General features: G+C 72.5%; 18 protein-coding genes. 12 read left to right on the top strand and 6 right to left on the bottom strand.

The genetic code is table 11. The features are described from left to right. The first annotated feature begins 366 nt into the window (after window positions 1-366). The gene (locus tag VNF07_11255; protein ID HVB06810.1) at window positions 367-1,272 is read left to right on the top strand and encodes a SpoIIE family protein phosphatase; all 906 of its coding nucleotides are present in this window, start codon (window positions 367-369) and stop codon (window positions 1,270-1,272) included. A 122-nt stretch (window positions 1,273-1,394) separates the two neighbouring features. On the opposite strand, the gene fdhD is transcribed toward VNF07_11255, so the two are convergent. Both fdhD and VNF07_11245 read right to left on the bottom strand, forming a co-directional pair. Beyond that, window positions 1,395-2,258 (bottom strand): formate dehydrogenase accessory sulfurtransferase FdhD, encoded by an 864-nt coding sequence (gene fdhD, locus VNF07_11250; protein ID HVB06809.1) that lies wholly within the window; start codon window positions 2,256-2,258, stop codon window positions 1,395-1,397. Beyond that, window positions 2,255-2,491 (bottom strand): DUF6457 domain-containing protein, encoded by a 237-nt coding sequence (locus VNF07_11245; protein HVB06808.1) that lies wholly within the window; start codon window positions 2,489-2,491, stop codon window positions 2,255-2,257. The genes fdhD and VNF07_11245 overlap by 4 nt, the downstream gene beginning before the upstream one ends. 66 nt (window positions 2,492-2,557) lie before the next feature. Here VNF07_11245 and VNF07_11240 point away from each other — a divergent pair, with 66 nt between their 5' ends. The 10 genes from VNF07_11240 (at window position 2,558) to serA (ending at window position 13,522) form a co-directional block, all read left to right on the top strand. Continuing rightward, window positions 2,558-3,142 carry an NTP transferase domain-containing protein gene (locus VNF07_11240; GenBank protein ID HVB06807.1) on the top strand — a complete coding sequence of 195 codons (585 nt, stop codon included), beginning with the start codon at window positions 2,558-2,560 and terminating at the stop codon, window positions 3,140-3,142. A gap of 149 nt (window positions 3,143-3,291) precedes the next feature. Further along, the gene (locus tag VNF07_11235) at window positions 3,292-3,903 is read left to right on the top strand and encodes a hypothetical protein (GenBank protein HVB06806.1); all 612 of its coding nucleotides are present in this window, start codon (window positions 3,292-3,294) and stop codon (window positions 3,901-3,903) included. Then, window positions 3,900-4,199: a hypothetical protein gene (locus tag VNF07_11230; protein ID HVB06805.1), complete on the top strand. Its 300-nt coding sequence runs from the start codon at window positions 3,900-3,902 to the stop codon at window positions 4,197-4,199. The genes VNF07_11235 and VNF07_11230 overlap by 4 nt, the downstream gene beginning before the upstream one ends. After that, the gene (gene fdh / locus VNF07_11225; GenBank protein HVB06804.1) at window positions 4,196-7,459 is read left to right on the top strand and encodes a formate dehydrogenase; all 3,264 of its coding nucleotides are present in this window, start codon (window positions 4,196-4,198) and stop codon (window positions 7,457-7,459) included. Before VNF07_11230 ends, fdh begins: the two co-directional genes overlap by 4 nt. Continuing rightward, on the top strand, window positions 7,456-8,280 hold the full coding sequence (locus tag VNF07_11220) for a 4Fe-4S dicluster domain-containing protein (GenBank protein HVB06803.1): 825 nt from the start codon (window positions 7,456-7,458) through the stop codon (window positions 8,278-8,280). The genes fdh and VNF07_11220 overlap by 4 nt, the downstream gene beginning before the upstream one ends. Next, entirely contained in the window at window positions 8,277-9,302 is a 1,026-nt protein-coding gene (gene nrfD / locus VNF07_11215; protein ID HVB06802.1) for an NrfD/PsrC family molybdoenzyme membrane anchor subunit, read from the top strand. The genes VNF07_11220 and nrfD overlap by 4 nt, the downstream gene beginning before the upstream one ends. After that, window positions 9,299-10,588, top strand: a complete 1,290-nt coding sequence (gene glp / locus VNF07_11210) for a gephyrin-like molybdotransferase Glp (GenBank protein ID HVB06801.1) — start codon at window positions 9,299-9,301, stop codon at window positions 10,586-10,588. Before nrfD ends, glp begins: the two co-directional genes overlap by 4 nt. A gap of 2 nt (window positions 10,589-10,590) precedes the next feature. Continuing rightward, the gene (locus VNF07_11205) at window positions 10,591-11,073 is read left to right on the top strand and encodes a MarR family transcriptional regulator (protein HVB06800.1); all 483 of its coding nucleotides are present in this window, start codon (window positions 10,591-10,593) and stop codon (window positions 11,071-11,073) included. Window positions 11,074-11,265: 192 nt separating this feature from the next. Beyond that, window positions 11,266-12,264 (top strand): PhnD/SsuA/transferrin family substrate-binding protein, encoded by a 999-nt coding sequence (locus VNF07_11200; protein HVB06799.1) that lies wholly within the window; start codon window positions 11,266-11,268, stop codon window positions 12,262-12,264. A gap of 55 nt (window positions 12,265-12,319) precedes the next feature. Beyond that, window positions 12,320-13,522 carry a phosphoglycerate dehydrogenase gene (gene serA, locus VNF07_11195; GenBank protein HVB06798.1) on the top strand — a complete coding sequence of 401 codons (1,203 nt, stop codon included), beginning with the start codon at window positions 12,320-12,322 and terminating at the stop codon, window positions 13,520-13,522. Between the two features lie 64 nt (window positions 13,523-13,586). On the opposite strand, the gene VNF07_11190 is transcribed toward serA, so the two are convergent. The 3 genes from VNF07_11190 to VNF07_11180 all read right to left on the bottom strand — a co-directional run bounded on the left by VNF07_11190 (window position 13,587) and on the right by VNF07_11180 (window position 17,222). Further along, complete coding sequence (locus VNF07_11190; protein HVB06797.1) at window positions 13,587-14,564, bottom strand: 2-dehydropantoate 2-reductase; 978 nt, start codon at window positions 14,562-14,564, stop codon at window positions 13,587-13,589. 2 nt (window positions 14,565-14,566) lie between these two features. Beyond that, window positions 14,567-16,087 (bottom strand): AMP-binding protein, encoded by a 1,521-nt coding sequence (locus VNF07_11185; GenBank protein ID HVB06796.1) that lies wholly within the window; start codon window positions 16,085-16,087, stop codon window positions 14,567-14,569. A 154-nt stretch (window positions 16,088-16,241) separates the two neighbouring features. After that, window positions 16,242-17,222, bottom strand: coding sequence for a YafY family protein (locus VNF07_11180; protein HVB06795.1), 981 nt, complete (start codon window positions 17,220-17,222; stop codon window positions 16,242-16,244). Window positions 17,223-17,317: 95 nt separating this feature from the next. Here VNF07_11180 and VNF07_11175 point away from each other — a divergent pair, with 95 nt between their 5' ends. Then, a complete protein-coding gene (locus VNF07_11175; GenBank protein ID HVB06794.1) occupies window positions 17,318-17,839 on the top strand; it encodes a DinB family protein in 522 nt (173 codons plus the stop codon). Between the two features lie 54 nt (window positions 17,840-17,893). Here VNF07_11175 and VNF07_11170 read toward each other — a convergent pair whose 3' ends face one another. After that, window positions 17,894-18,610: a hypothetical protein gene (locus VNF07_11170; protein HVB06793.1), complete on the bottom strand. Its 717-nt coding sequence runs from the start codon at window positions 18,608-18,610 to the stop codon at window positions 17,894-17,896. Window positions 18,611-18,775: the final 165 nt, after the last annotated feature.

Genomic DNA, 18,775 nt, shown 5'->3' with positions numbered 1-18,775 from the left:
CCGACGGCTCTCGGCTAGGGCAGGCTCTGGTTCGGAGGGAACTGCTCGCCGAGCGACAGGCCCGTCCGACGTGATCTCGAACTGTCGGATCCGTGGATCGTGCGCGCTGCCGCGCGTCTTGAGGAGCGTGATCGCGAGCTTCACCTCGGAGTTACCCCGGAGGAACTGCAGGAGGACGACGTTGTCCGAGACGTGGGAGACGCCCCATGATGAGGTTGATGCCGTTCATCGGCTCGGTGCGCAGGAGGTATTCCGAGAGCTCTGCCGAGAACGGGTCGCGCTCGGCGCCGGACGACCCGTGCCTCCGCGCTCGTCGAGACCAACGTCTCGAATCTGCCGCTCACCGGCACCGTCTCCACGGCCACCGTGCCCTTCGGCTCAAGCGTCCTCACGCTCGCCATCTCACCGACGAGCCCGCTCACCGGACGATGGTCGGAATTCCTTCCCTGGGGCATCCTCGTCGTCGGCCTGCTCTTCACCATCGGGCTGGTCGTGATGACCGAGCGGCTGGTCCGTCGGCGCCAGCACGCGGAGCGACTGGCGGACGAGAACCGCCGTATGTACGGCGAGCAGCGGAACGTCGCGGTGACCCTGCAGCGCTCGCTTTTGCCGAAGGTGCTCCCCGCGATCGACGGGGTGCAGTTCGCCGCCGGCCACATCCCCGGTGAGTCCGGTATCGAGGTCGGGGGGGACTGGTACAGCGCGATTGCGATCGACGATCCCCGTTTTGCCTTCGTCATCGGCGACGTCTCGGGCGGGGGCTGGGTGCGGCGACGATCATGGCGGGGCTCTGCTACACGGCCCGGGCGTATGCGGCAGTCGTTACAGCCCGGCACGGATTCTCGAGATGGTCGGGAGGGAGATCAATCCCCCACCGACGGGCACTTTGCAACAGTTCTCGTCGGGCTCGTCGACAGCAGCCGACGCGAGGCCACCATGGCCAATGCCGGGCATCTTCCGGTGTTGCTCCTGCACGGCGACGAGAACGAGTTCGCGCGCATGCCGACCGGCGTGCCCCTCGGGCTCAGGGCGCCCGTCTACGAGTCGGTCACCCTGCCCATTGCTCCCCACTCGACGCTGCTCGCCTACACCGACGGGCTCGTGGAACGACGACGTGAGGATCTCGACGTCGGCATGGAGCGGCTGCGCAAGGCGGCCTCGGTGGTCACGCAGTACGTCGATGACCTCGTCGCGCACATCGTTGACGAGATCTTCGGCGAGCACGGTTCGGACGATGACACAGCGATCTTGGCGATTCGATGGCTTGACTGACCGGGGACGGTGGCAGGAGCGGCGTCCCGAGGGCGCGATCGGCACCTGAGCGATCGCTCGCGCGATGGCTGCGGGCGTCCGCAGTGCGGATCGCCCGCAGTCCGGCTCACCCAGGCGGGGGCTCAGGGAACGAGCCGCCCGCGCCCCGTGTAGACGGTACAGCTGCCGCCGCGCAGGAACCCGACGAGCGTCATGCCCGATTCCTCGGCCAGCTGGACGGCAAGGCTCGTCGCAGCGGAGACCGCGGCGACGAAGGCGATGCCGGCACGCATCGCCTTCTGGACGATCTCGAAGGAGACCCGTCCCGAGACCATGAGCGCGCACTCCGAGAGGGGCAGCCGCGCGTCGAGGAGCGCCCAGCCGACGACCTTGTCGACGGCGTTGTGGCGGCCGACGTCCTCTCGGAGGCAGAGCACCTCGCCGGCCCCGTCGAGAAGAGCGATGCCGTGCACGCCGCCGGTCTGGCTGAACGTGCGCTGACCGGCGCGCAACCGGTCGGGGAACGCCGCGAGCTCGGCGAGGGTGTAGCGCGGGCCGCTCCCGAGGGGCGGGTGGCCGCAGGCGACGGCCGCCTCGATGGACGCCGAGCCGCAGATGCCGCAGGCCGAGGAAGTCATCACGAGCCGCTCGATGCTCGCTCGGCCCGGCGGCCCGTCGAGAGTCGCGGTGACGATGTTGAAGCGCTGTTCGGGCTCCTCCTCGTCGGCGACGCAGTAGGCGATGTCGAGCAGCCGCTCGCGCGAGTCGATGACCCCCTCCGCAAGCAGGAAGCCCGCCACGAGCTCGAAGTCGTGGCCGGGGGTGCGCATCGTGATCGTGAGGGTGCGCGGGCCTTGTGCAGCGGCGAGGCGGATCTCGAGCGGCTCTTCGACGGCGAGGCGATCGTCTGTCGCGACGAGGTCGCCGTCGCGTGCTGCGTGCACCGCGACCTCTGCGGTCGGCAGCTCACCGTCGGCCGCGAACGGGAGCCGCCCCGCTGCTCTCACTGCGGTGCCTCACCGAGGGCTTCGGCGAGGTCGCCGGCGGCGGCGAGCGCCGCCGGCGGGTCGATCCCCGCCCGCGCCACGAGCCAGCACGAGAGCGGCGCGGCCATCCGTTCGGAGGCGTGGGCGGCGAGCGAAGCGATCTTGAGCAGCGCCTCGGCCTCCTCCTTGGTCGGGGGCGGCGCGCCGAGGCGCGCGGCGAGCTGTGCGAGCCACTCATCCGGCGGGACAGTCACGCCGCGCAGACTAACGGCGGACTCGCCTCCCTAGGCTCGGCGCCGACGGCTACCTAAGGAGCGGGCGTGACCGGCGGGATCCTGCTGACAGGCGGCACGAGTGCGCGCATGGGTGTCGACAAGGCGACCCTCCTCGTCGGAGGGGTCACCCTCGCAGAGCGCGTCGGCGAGCTGCTCGCCGCGGCCGTGGCGCTCGCGGTCGAAGTCGGCCGAGGCACGAGCCATCTCGCGACGACCCTCGAGCAGCCGCCCGGCGCTGGGCCGCTCGCTGCGGTCGCCGCCGGGCATGCCGCGCTCGTCGAGCGAGGCCTCGGCGCCGACGTGCCGTGTCTCGTCGTCGCCTGCGATCTCCCGCTCCTCAGCGCCGCCGTCCTCGACCGGCTTGTCGCCTACGCCGGGCACTGGAGCGTGCTGCCGGTGATCGACGGGCACGCGCAGCCGCTGTGCGCTCGCTGGTCGGCAGAGGACCTCGCCGCGGCGCCGCTCGCCCTCGCTGCGGGCGAGCGGTCGCTGCGCGGGCTGCCGGACCGCCGCCAGGCGGTGCTCCTCGACGAGGCCTACTGGGGGGCCGACGCCGGCTGCTTCCTCGATGTCGACGCGCCGAGCGACCTCCGCCGGCTTGGCCTTGCCGCGCCGGATGGCTCCCCCTGAGAGGGATCGCTGTCGCTCCCGTCGCGACCTGCCGGGGTGGGTTTTGCCGCCGAGGGAGCCGGGTATGCGAGGCGAGTTGGTCGTCACCCGATGCAACGGCCGCCGGGGCCGTCCTCCTCGGACGCCGGCGCCAGGGAGGAGGAGCCACCGTGCTCGCGTCCGTCGTCTCCTTGCCGGCTTCCGCGTTCCCTCCCCTCGCGGTGGGCTTCATGGGCCTTGGCACCGGCTATCTCATCTACGGCCTGCAGGAGCTCTTCGGCTATCCCCGCCGCAGCGTCGCCGTCGACTTCGGGACGGGCATGTGGGGGATCTGGCTCCCGGGCTTCATGCAGCTCTTCAGCGGCGTCTACCTCTTCGCCGGCCTCGACCTCTTCCACACCTTCACCGACAAGGGCCTCTATATGGCCGCCCTCGCCTTCACCGCCTACGGCATCCACTGGTTCGCGATCGGCTGGAACCGCCTGCGCGAGGCCGACGTCCGCACCAACGTCGGGATGACGATCGGCTACTTCGCGATCTCGCTGCTCGGGGTCATCGCCTTCTTCGGTGCGCACGACCAGCCCGTGGGAGGCCTGTTCATCGGCCTCACCTGCGTCTACGGGGCGGACTTCTTCGCCAGCATGAAGCCGGACCTCCCCAGGGTGGGCGCCGCGGGGGAGCGGCTGCTCGGTTTTTTCCACCTCTGCACAGGGGGCTGGCTTCTCTATCTAATGTTCGCGACGGTGCTGAACTTCGTCCTCGGCTGGGGCCTCCCCCTGTGAGCGGTCGCGCGGCGCTCCCGGCGCGCGACGCGGTGCGCTCGCTGCTCGCCGGCGGAGCGAGCTACGAGGAGGTGGCGCGCCGCCTCGGCGTGCGGCCGGGCCTCGCCTACCTCATCGCAACCGGCGTCCCCGCGGACTCCACCGACGGCCTCTCGCCGGAGGACCTCGCCCGGCCGGGGCTGTTGACCGACCCGCAGCCGCTCGTCTCGCCGCCCGTGCATGCCCCTGACCGCGGTCCACACATTCGCGCCTTCATCCGTCGCCGCCTCCAAGGCGAGGAGCGCGTGCAGCCGTGAGCAGGAGGCTCGGCGCCTGGCCCGTTCTCCGCCAGCTTTTCGGCCCCGACCGCTACGGGCGGGGGGCGGCGGCGAAGTCGCGACGTTCGGAGGAGCTGCGGCCCCGCACCCAGACCGCCGACCGGGTCGTGAAGTCGGTCTGTCCCTACTGCGGGGTGGGCTGCGGCCAGAACGTCTACGTCCGCGAGGGTCGCGTCGTGCAGATCGAGGGCGACCCCGACTCCGCGGTGAGCCGGGGACGGCTGTGCCCGAAGGGGGCGGCGAGCCTGCAGCTCACCACCGGGAAGGGACGCCTTCACGAGGTGCTCTACCGCCGCCCGTACGGGACGGAGTGGGAGCGCCTCGATCTCGACACCGCGATGGAGATGATCGCCGAGCGCGTCCTCGCGACGCGCGAGCGCACCTTCGAGTGGGAGGAGGACAGCAAGCGCACCCGGCGCACGATGGGGATCGCCAGCCTCGGCGGCGCGACCCTCGACAACGAGGAGAACTACCTCATCAAGAAGCTCTTCACCGCGCTCGGCGTGGTGCAGGTGGAGAACCAGGCACGGGTCTGTCATTCCTCGACCGTGACCGCCCTCGGGACCTCCTTCGGGCGCGGCGGGGCGACGACCTGCATGCAGGACCTGCAGAATTCGGACTGCCTGTTCATCCAGGGATCGAACTTCGCCGAGGCGCACCCCGTCGGCTTCCAGTGGGTGGCCGAGGCCCGCGCCCGCGGTGCGAAGCTCGTCCACGTCGACCCGCGCTTCAGCCGCACGAGCGCCCTGGCGGACCTGTACGTGCCGATCCGCGCCGGGAGCGACATCGCCTTCCTCGGCGGGATGATCCATTACGTCCTCGAGCACGACGCCTGGTTCAAGGACTACGTCCTCGCCTACACCAACGCCTCGACGATCATCGAGGAGTCCTTCCGAGACACCGAGGACTTGGACGGCCTGTTCTCCGGCTTCGACGCGACCGACGGCAGCTACGACTTCGCGAGCTGGCAGTACGAGGGGCTGCAGCTCCGTGAGCCGGCGGGCAGCGTGACCGGCGAGGAGCAGGACGGGGCCGGTGAGGATGGCGGCGATGGCGGCTCGGACATCCATCGTGCCGGGCGCAGCGAGCAGCACGGCTCAGGCGGGGCGAAGATCGGGAGCGGGGAGATCCGCCGAGACGAGACCCTCGAGGACCCCCGCTGCGTCTTCCAGCTCCTGAAGCGGCACTACGCCCGCTACACCCCCGAGGCGGTCGAGGAGATCTGCGGCACCCCGAAGGAGACCTTCCTCGAGTGCTGCCGCCTCGTCACCGAGAACTCCGGGCGGGAGCGCACGACGAGCTTCATCTACGCGATGGGCTGGACCCAGCACACGACCGGGGTGCAGTACATCCGCGCCGCCTGCGTGCTGCAGCTGCTCCTCGGCAACATCGGCCGCCCCGGCGGGGGGATCCAGGCGCTGCGCGGCCACTCGAGCATCCAGGGCTCGTCGGACATCCCCACCCTGTACAACCTCCTCCCCGGCTACCTCGCGATGCCGCACGCCGCTGCGCACGTGGACCTCGACAGCTACATCGCGAGCGACCGCACCGAGAAGGGCTACTGGGCCGCCATGCGCTCCTACATGGTGAGCCTGCTGAAGGCGTGGTGGGGCGATGCTGCACAGCCCGAGAACGACTTCTGCTTCGACTACCTGCCGCGCATCACCGGCGACCACAGCACCTACCCGACGGTGCTCGCGCAGCTCGCGGGGAAGTGCGAAGGTTACTTCCTCGTCGGCGAGAACCCCGCGGTCTCCTCGGCGAACACCAAGGCGCAGCGCCTCGGGATGGCGAAGCTCGACTGGCTCGTCGTACGCGACTTCTCGCTCATCGAGAGCGCGACGTGGTGGAAGGACGGCCCCGAGATCGAGAGCGGAGAGCTCGAGACCGAGCAAATCGCCACCGAGGTCTTCTTCCTCCCGGCCGCCGCGCACACCGAGAAGGACGGCACCTTCACCAACACCAACCGCCTCGTCCAGTGGCGCTTCGCGGCAGTCGAGCCCGAGGGCGAGGCGCGCAGCGATCTCTGGTTCTTCTTCCACCTCGGCCGGATCCTTCGCGAAAAGCTCGCCGCCTCCACCGAGGAGCGCGACCGTCCGTTGCTCGACCTCACGTGGGACTACCCGACCGAAGGTCCGCTCGAAGAGCCGAGCGCTGATGCCGTGCTCGCCGAGATCAACGGCTTCGGCAGCGACGGCGAGCCACTCGCGGGCTACCTCGAGCTCGCCGAGGACGGCTCGACCGCCTGCGGCTGCTGGATCTACTGCGGCGTCTACAAGGACGGCGTCAACCAGGCGGCGCGCCGCAAGCCCTGGCGCGAGCAGAACTGGCTCGGCGGGGAGTGGGGGTGGGCGTGGCCGATGGACCGCCGCATCCTCTACAACCGCGCCTCGGCCGACCCCGACGGCGAGCCCTGGAGCGAGCACAAGGCGCTCGTCTGGTGGGACGCCGAGGCCGGGGAGTGGACCGGCCACGACGTGGTCGACTTCGTGAAGGACCGCCCGCCCGGCTACCGGCCGCCCGAGGGCGCCGAGGGGGCCGACGCGCTCGCGGGCGACGACCCGTTCATCATGCAGGCCGACGGGAAGGGCTGGCTGTACGTGCCGATCGGCACGATCGACGGCCCCCTCCCGACGCACTACGAGGGCCAGGAGTCCCCGGTGCGCAACGCCCTCTACGGCCGCCAGCGCGACCCGGTGCGCCAGGTCCTCGAGCACCCGCTGAACCCGTACGCGCCCTTCGCCGGCGAGGAGGGCGCCGAGGTCTACCCCTACGTGCTCACCACCTACCGCCTCACCGAGCACTTCACCGCGGGGGCGATGACGCGCGAGCTGCCCTACCTCGCCGAGTTGCAGCCCGAGTTCTTCTGCGAGGTCTCGCCCGAGCTCGCGGACGAGCGCGGCCTCGAGCACAACGGCTGGGCGACGATCGTCTCGGCGCGCAGCGCCATCGAGGCGCGGGTCTGCGTGACCGAGCGGATGACCCCGCTCGTCGTCGGCGGCCGGACCGTGCACCAGATCGGCGCACCCTTCCATTGGGGGCCGAACGGGCTCTCGAGCGGTGACGCGGCGAACGAGCTCACCTCGCTGTCGCTCGATCCGAACGTGCACATCCAGGAGGACAAGAACCTGAGCGTCGACATCCTGCCCGGCCGCCGGCCACGCGGTCCCGAGCTCCTCGAGCTGGTCGAGGGGCACCGTCGCCGGGCGGGCATCAGCGAGCAGGTGGGCGCGCCGTGAGAATCCACCTCGCGACCCTCACGGACGAGCCAGCCGAGGTGAGCGGCTACCCCGAGCACCCGCCGCGCCTCGGCTTTTTCACCGACACCTCCGTCTGCATCGGCTGCAAGGCCTGCGAGGTGGCGTGCAAGGAGTGGAACTCGGTCCCCTCCCGTCCCCTCGAGTACCGCGGCATGTCCTTCGACAACACCGGCGGGCTCGGCGCCGACGCCTGGCGGCACGTCGCGTTCGTCGAGTCGCACACCCCGAGCGGGGCGCCGCGCTGGCTCATGTCCTCCGACGTCTGCAAGCACTGCACCGACGCGGCGTGCCTCGACGTCTGCCCGACGGGGGCGCTCTTCCGCACCGAGTTCGGGACCGTCGTCGTGCAGGAGGACATCTGCAACGGCTGCGGCTACTGCGTGCCGGCCTGCCCCTACGGGGTGCTCGACAAGCGCCCCGAGGACGGCCGCATCTGGAAGTGCACCCTCTGCTACGACCGCCTCCTCGAGGGCTCAGAGCCCGCCTGCGCGAAGACCTGCCCGACCGACTCGATCCAGTTCGGGCCGGTCGAGGAGCTGCGGGTGCGGGCCGACGCCCGACTCGCACAGCTGCACGACGCCGGCGTCGCGGAGGCCCGCCTCTACGGGCGGGACCCGAACGACGGGGTGGGCGGCGACGGCGCCTTCTTCCTTCTGCTCGACGAGCCCGAGGTCTACGGCCTCCCCCCTGACCCGGTCGTCACGACCCGCGACCTGCCGGCGATGTGGCGCCAGGCGGCACTCGCCGCGACCGCCCTCGCCGCCGCCGCGCTCGGCGCCTTCGTCGGGGCGCGGCGGTGAACGTCGGGCGCGTCACCCGCGCCGGCCTCGAGGGGGCCCGCCCCGGCCGCGAGGCGCCGCCGGGGGGCACGCACGTGATCGAGGGCCTCGAGCCCGGGCGGCGCCGCCGGCGCCGCGACGCCGAGGAGTTCACCTCCTACTACGGGAGGCCGGTGATCAAGAAGCCGGTCTGGGAGGCACGCGAGATCGCCGGCTACTTCTTCCTCGGCGGCCTCGCCGGCGCCTCGTCGCTCCTCGCCGCCGGCGCGCAGGTGACGCGGCGGCCGACCCTCGCGCGGGGCGCGAAGCTCGGCGCCGCGGGGGCGATCGGCCTCTCCCTCGCCGCCCTCGTGAAGGACCTCGGCCGCCCCGCGCGCTTCCTCAACATGCTGCGGGTGCTGAAGCCGACCTCGCCGATGAGCGTCGGCACCTGGATCGTGAGCGCCTACGCCCCCGCCGCGGCGCTCGCCGCGCTGACCGACCTCACGGGGGGCCCGGCCCTGCTCAGCACCGCCTCGACCGCTGCCGCGGCGACCATCGGCCCCCTCGTCGCCGCCTACACCGGGGTGCTCATCGCCGACACCGCAGTGCCGGCGTGGCACGGCGCCTACCGGGAGCTGCCCTTCGTCTTCACCTCCTCGGCGGCGATGGCCGCGGCGGGGCTCGGCCTCGTCGTCTCGTCCGCTGCGGACGCCGCGCCGGCGCGGCGCCTCGCCGCGGCCGGGGTGGCCGCCGAGCTCGCGGCGACGCTCGCGATGGAACACGACCTCGGCGAGCTCGCCGCCCCGTACCACGAGGGACGCGCCGGCCGGCTCCTCGCCTGCTCGCGCGCCCTCGCCCTCGGCGGCGGCGTGCTGGCGCAGCTCTCGCGGCGCAGCCGACCGGGCCGCCTGCTCTCGGGCGCGGCACTCCTCGCCGCTTCGGCCTGCACGCGCTTCGGCCTCTTCTACGGCGGCGTGGCCTCGGCCGACGACCCCGCGGCGACGATCGGCCCGCAGCGGGCGCGCCTCGAGGCGCGCCGCGCGGCGGCGACGGCGCGATGACCCTCTCGCCGCCGGCGCCGCGCCTCGCGGCGCCAGAGGCGCGCGCGCTGCTCAGCCTCGAGGAGGCGGCGCGGTCGGTGCTCTCGCGCTGCGCACGCCTTGCGCCGCGTCGCGTCGCGACGTCGGCCGCCGCCCAGCTGGTGCTCGCCGAGCAGATCGTGGCCTGCGAGGACGTGCCCGCCTTCGCGAACTCGGCGATGGACGGCTACGCGTTGCGCGCCGGCGACGCCTCGGCGCCGCCCGTGCGCCTCGAGGTCGTCGAGGCGGTGATGGCGGGGGAGGTGCCGTCCGGGGAGCTGCGAGCGGGCCAGGCGGCGCGCATCATGACCGGGGCACCGCTCCCCGCGGGCGCCGATGCGGTCTGCCCCTTCGAGCAGGCTCGCGAAGAGGGGCCTGGCGTCATCGTCGTCGAGCAGCCGCTGCACGCTGGCGCCAACGTGCGCTCGCCCGGTGAGGACGTCGCCGCCGGCGAGGTGGTCTTCGCTCCCGGTGAGCTCCTCGGCCCCGCCGCCCTCGGCGTCCTCGCGAGCCTCGGCGTCGCCGAGGTGCTGGCCCACCCCCTGCCGGTGGTCGGCGTGGCCTCGACGGGGGACGAGCTCGTCGAGGGGCCCTCCTTTCGACCGCCCGGAAAGATCCGAGACGCGAACCGTCCCGCGCTGTTGGCGGCGCTCTCGGCGGCGGGCTTTCCCACCCGGGACCTCGGGATCGTCCCCGACGACGTCGGCGCGCTGACGACGGCGCTCGCGGCGGCCGCCACCTCGTGCGACGCCGTCGTCGTGAGCGCCGGGGTGAGCGCCGGGGACCGCGACCTCGTCGGCGCGGCGCTCCGCCGGCTGTGCGGTGGCGACCTCGACGAGCTGGCGGTCGCGCTGCGGCCGGGGAAGCCGCTCGCAGTCGGGCGCCTCGGCAGCGGCCCCCCGGTCATCGGCCTGCCGGGCAACCCGGTCGCGGCGATGGTCGGCCTCGAGCTCCTCGTGCTGCCCGCGCTGCGGCAGATGGCCGGCCGGGCGGTGCTCCGCGCGCCGCTGCTCGCGGCGACCACCGACGTCGAGATCGCCCGCCGCGCCGACGGCCGGGTGCACGTCGTGCCGGCGCAGGCCGTCCTCGACGAGGAGGGGCGGCTGCACGTCGTCGCCCTCGGCGCGCGCGGCTCGCATCAGCTGCGCTCCCTCGCGTTAGCGAACGTGCTCGCGGTGCTCGCCGACGGGGAGGGCCTGCGCGCCGGGGACGCGCTGCGCGTGCTCGTGCGCGGCGACGTGCCCCCGGCCGCCACCGTGCGCGGCTGACGGTGGAGGCCAGCTCCGACGCGGCGGGCATCGCCGCGTCGCTCGAGGACGACGACTACCGGGAGCTGCTGCGGCTCCGGACGGGGCTGCGCCGCTTCCAGCGGGTGAGCGAGGGGATCGCCCGCACGGTGGGCATTTCGCCGATGCAGCACCAGCTTTTGCTCGCGGTCCGTGGCCACGAGGGGAGCGACGGCCCGACGATCGGCGAGGCGGCCGCCCATCTCTTGATCCGCCACAACAGTGCGGTGGAGCTCGTCGATCGCGCCGCCGCAGCGGGGCTCGTGACGCGCGTCGCGGACGCCCGCGACGCGCGGGCGGTGCGCATCACCCTCACCGAGCGGGGCGCGGCGGTGCTCACCGAGCTGACGGTGCAGCACCGCGCCGAGCTGCAGCTCCTCGCGACCCTCTTCCGGTCGCTCGCCACCCGGCCCGACGAGCGCTGGCGGGGCGCGTCGGGGCCCGCGGCGGACGGCGCCGGGAGCTGACCGGGGAGGCGGGGCCACCGCACCGGGGCGGCGCCTGCAGCGGGGCCCGCCCTCCGCATCGCGCGGGGAGGCGCAGCTCTCGGGCGGTGGCCGATCGGGATAGGGTCCGTTTCGACCTCGGCGACCGGGAGCGAGCGACCCGCGGGGTCCGCACCCGGTCGCCCGGCGCTGGCTTCAACAAGGGGGGATCACGTGTCACGACTCAGCCTCAGCTTTGCGTTCGCCCAGAACCCGAGGACCAAGGCGCTGTTCACCGGCGCCGTCGAGCCGGAGGGAATCGACCTCATCCCCTCGGAGATCGGCATGAGCGAGCTCGCCTGGCGGCAGTTCGGCTTCCACGAGTTCCAGGTCTCCGAGCTCTCGATCTCGAGCCTCTTGATGGCGCGCTCGAAGGGCGACGACACCTTCACCGCCTTCCCGGTCTTCAGTTCGCGGATCTTCTTCCACACCTGGGTGCTCGTGCGCGAGGATGCGGGGATCGACGAGCCCTCCCAGCTCAACGGGAAGAAGGTCGGCGTCCCCGAGTACCAGCAGACCGCCGCGCTGTGGGCACGCGGAATCCTCCAGCACGAGTACGGCGTCGACCCCCGCTCGATCGCCTGGTACATGGAGCGTCCCCCGGAGAAGAGCCACGGCGGCGTGACGGGCTTCTCGCCCCCCGAGGGGGTCCGCCTGCAGTACATGCCGCGCGACTCCGACATGGGCCAGATGCTGCAGAAGGGCGAGATCGACGCCGCCCTCCTCTACATCGCGAACAACCGCAACCTCGTCGACCGCAGCACGATCACCTTCGGCGAGGGGTCCGGCGTGCGGGCGCTCTTCTTGGACAAAAAGGCCGAGTCGACCCGGTTCTTCTCCAAGACCGGGATCATCCCCGCGAACCACACCGCGGTCGTCCGCAAGGACCTGCTCGAGGAGCACCCCTGGGTCGTCCTCAACCTCTACAGCGCCTTCCTCGAGGCCCGCGCGAAGGCCGTGGAGGAGTCCAAGCGCCAGCTCGCGGAGATGGTGGACACCGCCGCGCTGCAGCACCCACAGGCGCGCGCCTGGGTGGACGACCCCTTCCCGTACGGGATCCAGGCGAACCGTGAGACGCTCGAGGCCGCCTTCGCGTACAGCTACGAGCAAGGCCTCTCCGCCCGCAAGATGGAGATCGCTGACGTCTTCTACCGGGGCGCGCTCGACCTCTAGTTCGCGGCCGAAAGGCCCTCCGGGGTGATCGCCGGCGGCCGCTAGCGTTTGGCCCATGCCCGGCGCGCGTGCCCTGTTGTTCGAGAACATCGACCCCGGCGCGAAGCGCCTTTTGGAGGAGCAGGGCTTCTCGGTCGAGCAGGTCGCCGGGGTGGTCGACCCCGAGCGCCTCGCCGACAAGCTCGCCGAGGCGGAGCTGATCGGCATCAGGTCCCAGTCCCAGGTCACCGACGGCCTGCTCGAGCGCTGCCCGAGCCTCCTCGCCGTCGGCGCCTTCTGCATCGGGGTCAACCAGATCGACCTCCCGGCGGCGACGAGACGCGGCGTCGCGGTCTTCAACGCCCCCTTCTCGAACACGAGAAGCGTCGTCGAGCTGGCGATCGCCGAGATCATCGCCCTCACGCGGCGCCTGACCGACAAGAACGCGGCGATGCACGCCGGGAGCTGGGACAAGTCCGCCACCGGCGCGCACGAGGTGCGGGGGCGGCGCCTCGGCATCGTCGGCTACGGCAACATCGGCATCCAGCTGTCGGTGATCGCCGAGAACCTCGGGATGTCGGTCTTCTACTTCGACATCGCGGACCGCCTCGCGCCGGGCAACGCGAAGCGCTGCGCGACGCTCCACGAGCTCCTCGAGTCGGTCGACATCGTCACGCTGCACGTCGATGGCCGCCCGGAGAACACGAACTTCTTCGGCAAAGAGGAGTTCGCGCGCATGCGCGACGGCGCGATCTTCTTGAACCTGAGCCGCGGCTTCGTGGTCGACCACCAGGTGCTGCGGGAGTGCGTCGAGTCCGGCAGGCTCGCCGGCGCGGCGATCGACGTCTTCCCCGAGGAGCCCTCGGCCCGCGGCGAGCCCTTCGTCTCGGAGCTGCGTGGCGTCGCGAACGTCATCCTCACCCCGCACATCGGCGGATCGACCGAGGAGGCCCAGGTCGACATCGGCCGGTTCGTCGCCCACAAGCTGATCGACTACGCGCACGCGGGGACGACGACGCTCTCGGTGAACATGCCGAACGTCGAGCTCGCGCCGCGCGCCGAGGGGAACACCGTCGTGCACATCCACCACAACACCCCCGGTGTGCTGGCGCGCATCGACGGTGTCTTCGCCGAGAACAAGGTGAACATCGAGCGCCAGGCGCTCGGGACGCGTGCCGACCTCGGCTACGTCCTCACCGACCTCGACAGCCCCTGCACCCCGGACATGCTCGACCGCCTGGCGCACCTCGACGACACCATCCGGGTGCGCGCGCTGTAGTCGCCGGCCGGGACCCTCCGGCCCCCGGCGCGCTCACGCCCGCCGCCGCCGAGGGCCGCGCTCGTCATCGGCGCAGCGCACGCACGCGGTCCAGCTGCGTGACGAGCGCCTGCACGGCCTGCAGCCGGGGCACCGCGATCCCGAGCCGCTGGGCGAGCTCGATCACGGCGCCGGCCATGCAGTCGCTCTCGAGCGGCTTTCCCGCCTCGAGGTCCTGCAGCATGGAGGTCTTGTGGTCGCCGACAGCGATCCCCGCCCTGAGGCGCCGGTCGAGGCTGACGGGGAAGGTCACGCCGAGCGCCGACGCCACCGCGGCGATCTCCCGGAAGAGCTCGCGCAGCAGGTCGAGCATCTCGGGCAGCTCCCCGAGCTCGCCGAGCGTCGACCCGGTGAGGGCGGTGATCGGGTTGAAGGAGGCGTTGCCGAGGAGCTTCAGCCAGATCTGGTCGCGCAGGCGCGCTTCGACGGGGGCCCGCAGGCCGCCGGCGGCGAAGGCGGCGGCGAGCTCCTCACAGCGCGGGGAGCGCGACCCGTCGGGCTCGCCGATCGTGAAGCGGGTCCCCTCGACGTGGCGGATCACGCCGGGGGCGACGATCTCGGTCGCGCAGTAGACGATGCAGCCGACGACGCTCGCGTGGTCGATGCTCCCCCAGATCGCCCCCGACGGGTCGACGCTCTCGAGGGTCGTGCCCTCGAGAGCTCCGCGCTCCTCGAGGAAGTACCACCAGGGGATTCCGTTCTGGCCCCAGACGGTCGTGGCGCCGGGCCGCAGGTGGCGGGCGATCTCGGGGGCGAGCGCGGGCAGCGTGTGCGCCTTCAGCGCGACGAAGGCGACGTCCGCGTCGGCGATCGCGGCGAAGTCGTCGGTCGCCAGCGGGTGCGCGGTGAACTCGCCCTCGTCGCTCACGACGCGCACGCCGTCGTCCTGCATCGCCCGCAGGTGCGCGCCGCGGGCGATGAGGGTCACCTCGCTGCCGCCGCGCGCCAGCGACGCGCCGACGAAGGCGCCGATCGCGCCGGCGCCGACGACGGCGACCCGCACGGTTACTCCCCTTTCAGGACGTACTCCGCGACCCGCCGGCGCTGCACCTTGCCGGTCGCGGTGCGCGGGATTTCGTCGAGGACATGGATCGTCGTCGGCACCTTGAAGGCGGCGAGCGATCCACGGCAGTGCTCGATGAGCGCGCGCTCGTCCGCCTCGGCGGTGAGGCGCACCGCGGCCGAGACGGTCTCGCCGTACTTCTCGTCCTCGACGCCGAAGCAGACCGCGTCGGCGACGGCGGGGTGCCGCAGCAGCACCTCTTCGATCTCGGCGGGGGCGATGTTCTCCCCGCCGCGCAGGATCATCTCCTTCAGGCGCCCCTCGAGGAACAGGTAGCCGTCGCGGAAGACGCCCTGGTCTCCCGTGCGGAACCAGCCGTCGAAGAAGGACTCCGCGTTCGCCTGCTCGTTGGCGACGTAGCCACTCGTCACCGAGGGGCCTTTGATCACGACCTCGCCGGCCGTGCCGGCGGGGAGGAAGTTCCGCTCCGCGTCGATGATCGCGACCTCCATCCCGGTCGGGATCCCGACCGAGCCCGCCTTGTGCGCCGCGGGCGGCAGCGGGTTCGAGGCCATCTGGTGGCTCGCCTCGGTCATCCCGTAGGCCTCGAGCATCGGCACGCGGTAGGTCTCCTCGCTACGGGCGAGCAGCGCGGGGGAGAGGGCGGAGCTGCACGAGCGGGTGAAGCGCAGCGTCTCGGGCGCGCCGCCCTCGTCCACCTTGTCGAGGATCATCTGGTGCAGCGTCGGCCCCGCGGAGAGCCACGTCGCGCCGTGCTCGCGCGCCTGTGGCCAGAAGCGCTGCGGCGTGAAGCGCCGTGGGACGACGATGCTGCCGCCGGAGGCGAGCGCGGAGAAGGTCGAGGCGACGAGGCCGTGCACGTGGAAGAGCGGCATCACGCAGAACGAGACGTCGTCTGGGCCGAGGGCGTAGTGCGCGGCGATCGTGCGCACCGTCGCCATCACGTTGCGCTGACGGAGCGGGACCTGCTTCGGGCGGCTCGTTGTCCCGCTCGTGTGCAGCACGATCGCCACGTCGTCGGGGAGGCCCGCTTCGTAGGGTGCCTCGGCGGTGAGCTCGTGCCCGTCGACGGTCACGGCGGGCGGCCCGCCGGCCGCTGCGGCCACCGTCGCCGTAGCGACCCCCGCCTCTCCGGCTGCGGCGCGGGCCGCGGGCTGGCTCTCGGGGAGGAGCAGCAGCCGCGGTTGCACGTCGCCGAGGTAGAAGCCGAACTCGTCGGCGGTGTAGGCGGGGTTGAGCGGGGCCGCCGCGGCGCCGAGGGCGATGATCGCGAGCAGTAGCTCGATGAAGTCCGGGCTGTTCCCGAGCGCCAGTGCGACCCGGTCGCCGCGCTCGATCCCCGCCGCGGCGAGGCGCCTGGCGAGGGTCTCGACGTGCCCGTCGAGCTGGGAGTACGTCACCGTCGAGTGGTCCTCGGGGGTGATGAAGGCGACCGTCGACCCCTTGCGGTCGAACAGTGCGCCCATCGCCTCCGGCAGTGCCGTTCGGTCCGTAGCGGTCACGCGTTCCCCTCCGGCGTCGCTGGGACTCTACCAACGGCCCCCACCGCCAGCGGCGGGCGGGGCGCCGGTGACCGGCGTCGGGCGGCCGGTGCGGAGCGACCCGCGACGCCTCTCGCGATCCGGGGACGCGCTCGCGCGAGCGCGGCGCGACCGGTCAGGTCGCCGCAGCGGGAGCGGCTGCGGCGCGACCGAACCGTCCGCTCCAGGCGCCGAGGTAGTCGGCGAACTCGGGCGGTGAGCGCACCTCGAACTCCGCTCCGACGAGGCCGAGCCCCATCGCCGGCCACTCGAAGCTGTCGGCGTTGATCGTCACGAGGCAGCGGTCCTCGTCGAGCTCCTCGACCGACGCCCAGGCGCCGATGCGTGCGCGCACGGCGTCGGCGTCGGCGTGGACGACCGCCTCGATGCGATGCGCGAGCGGGGCGTTCTCGATCCCGCTCCGGACGAAGGCGACGGCGTCCCCGCCCGGGAGCTCGCGGGGCATCGATCGGGCGCCCGTCGTCGCCGGCGAGCAGAGGCGATCGACGCGAAAGCTCCGCCAGTCGAAGCGGCCGAGGTCCCACGCCACGAGGTACCACCGCCGACCGAGCAGCACGAGGCGGTGCGGCTCGACGCTCCGGTGGCTCTCCTCGCCGTCGCGCGCCGTGTAGTCGAACTCGAGGTGCTCGCCGTCGCGGCTGGCCTGCGCGATCACAGCGAGCGCCGCGGGGTCGAGGCTCGTGAGCGCGCCTCCCCCCCAGACCGCCGGCACCGTCATCGCCGCGAGCGCGTCCACCTGTCGTCGCAGCCGAGGAGGCATCACCGTCGCCACTTTGGCGAGGGCGCGCGCCGAGGCCTCCGCGATCCCGCTGACCGTCGCGCCCTGCACCGCGACCGAGAGCCCGACTCCGAGCGCGATCGCCTCCTCGTCGTCGAGCATCAGCGGCGGCAGCGCCGCGCCCGCCGCCAGCTGGTAGCCGCCGTCGACGCCCCGCCGCGCGTCCACCGGGTAGCCGAGCTCGCGGAGGCGCTCGACGTCGCGCCGCAGCGTGCGTGGGGAGACCTCGAGGTGCTCGGCGAGCTCCGCGCCACCCCAGTGCCGCCGCCGCTGCAGGAGCGAGAGCAGACGCAGCAGCCGGGAACTCGTCGGTGCCATGGGAAGAGTCTCCCATCATTGAGGACAGAAACTGACCGCTATTGACCCTACCGTGACCATCGAGAGCGGAACACCGATGAAAGGAGCACCCGATGATGAGCACGCTGCAGACCACCACCGAGCGCGAGGACCTCCTCGAGACGCTCGCCAAGCACCGTCACTTCCTCCGTTACACGGTGCGCGACCTGACGCGCGAGCAGGCGACCGAGCGGACGGCCGCGAGCGAGCTCACGCTGGCCGGCCTGATCAAGCACGTGACCGCCGTGGAGGCGAACTGGGCGACCTTCATCCTCGAGGGAGCGCCGCAGGAGCCGCCGGACCTCGACGACGCGGCGCAGTTCGCCGAATGGCGCGACGGCTTTCAGATGCTCGCGGGGGAGTCCCTCGCCGGGCTGCTGGAGTGCTACGCCGCGACCGCCCGCCGGACCGACGAGATCGTGGCCAGCGTCGCGAGCCTCGATGACTCCCACGCGCTCCCGGTCGCGCCGTGGTTCGAGCCGGGCGCGCGCTGGTCGGCGCGGCGCACGCTGCTGCACATCATCGCCGAGACGGCGCAGCACGCCGGCCACGCCGACATCATCCGCGAGTCGCTCGACGGCGCGAAGACGATGGGCTAGTCGGGCCGAGGTGGTCCGAAGCGCCCAGCACGAGCGGCCGGGAGGCCCGTCGGTTCAGCGGTTGAGCAGGCGAGCCACCCCGAGCTGGCTGAAGAGCGGCGGGAGCGCGTCCCGGTAGCGCGCAGGCAACGATCCGATGCGGCGGGCGAGCGCGGCGTAGGCCTCCGTGCGGTCGCGCATCGGCCTTCTCGCGTCGCGAACTGCCTCCGGGCGGCCCCTCGCGACCTCGGCCACCTGCACCGGGATCGTCGAGACGACGCGGTCCCAGCGTGGTGGCGAGCAGGACTCGCGGCTCGGCCGCTCGCGGAGGAGCTCCGCGAACGACGCGCCCGAGTGGGGCCAGCCGTCGCGGACAAAGAGGGGCTTCGTGTCGCCGACGGGGATGCCGAGCGAGAGCGGGCTGACGTACCAGTCGACGTGCAGCGGCAGGCCGGACTGCAGGTAGGTCACGCTGACGAAGCCGCCTCCTGCGACGCCGTGCTGGGGCATCCGCAACGCGACCAGCGACTTCCCATAGAGCGTGTCCCCGCGGGTGAGCTCGTCGAGGAACTCGCCGACGGACTCGTCGGCGACGGTGGCGACGAAATCGATGCCGCTCCATTCGTCGGCCTCGCCTCGTGCGAGCGGCCCCCACAGCGCGAGCGCGCGGATGCGCTGGTCGAGCCGCGCGACGATGGTCGCCCGGTCGAGGAACCGTGGCCGCAGCCCTAGCAGCACCGGTGGGCCGACGCGCCGCGCGGCGGGTGGCGGCGAGGGCTGCACATCGGTCACCGCCTGATCCTAGAGGGGGGCCTCCCGGCCTCAGCTCAGCGGCCGAGCCCCATCTGCGGCTTGTCGAAGGTGAAGCCCTTCGAGCTCTTCAGCCACGGCCGCACCCACTGCCAGTCGGCGTCGGTCGGCACCTCGCCCTCGGCGAGGCGCCGCGGCTCGCGCAGC

It is taken from the genome of Acidimicrobiales bacterium, from assembly GCA_035533595.1.
Classification (GTDB): Bacteria; Actinomycetota; Acidimicrobiia; order Acidimicrobiales; family Bog-793; genus DATLTN01.
This window is presented reverse-complemented; position numbering and strand designations above follow the sequence as displayed.

Coding starts and splice junctions, on each gene's coding strand:
- glp (HVB06801.1), top strand. CDS start 9,299: ATGACCCTCTCGCCGCCGGCGCCGCGCCTCGCGGCGCCAGAGGCGCGC.
- VNF07_11175 (HVB06794.1), top strand. CDS start 17,318: ATGAGCACGCTGCAGACCACCACCGAGCGCGAGGACCTCCTCGAGACG.
- serA (HVB06798.1), top strand. CDS start 12,320: ATGCCCGGCGCGCGTGCCCTGTTGTTCGAGAACATCGACCCCGGCGCG.
- VNF07_11180 (HVB06795.1), bottom strand. CDS start 17,222: ATGGCACCGACGAGTTCCCGGCTGCTGCGTCTGCTCTCGCTCCTGCAG.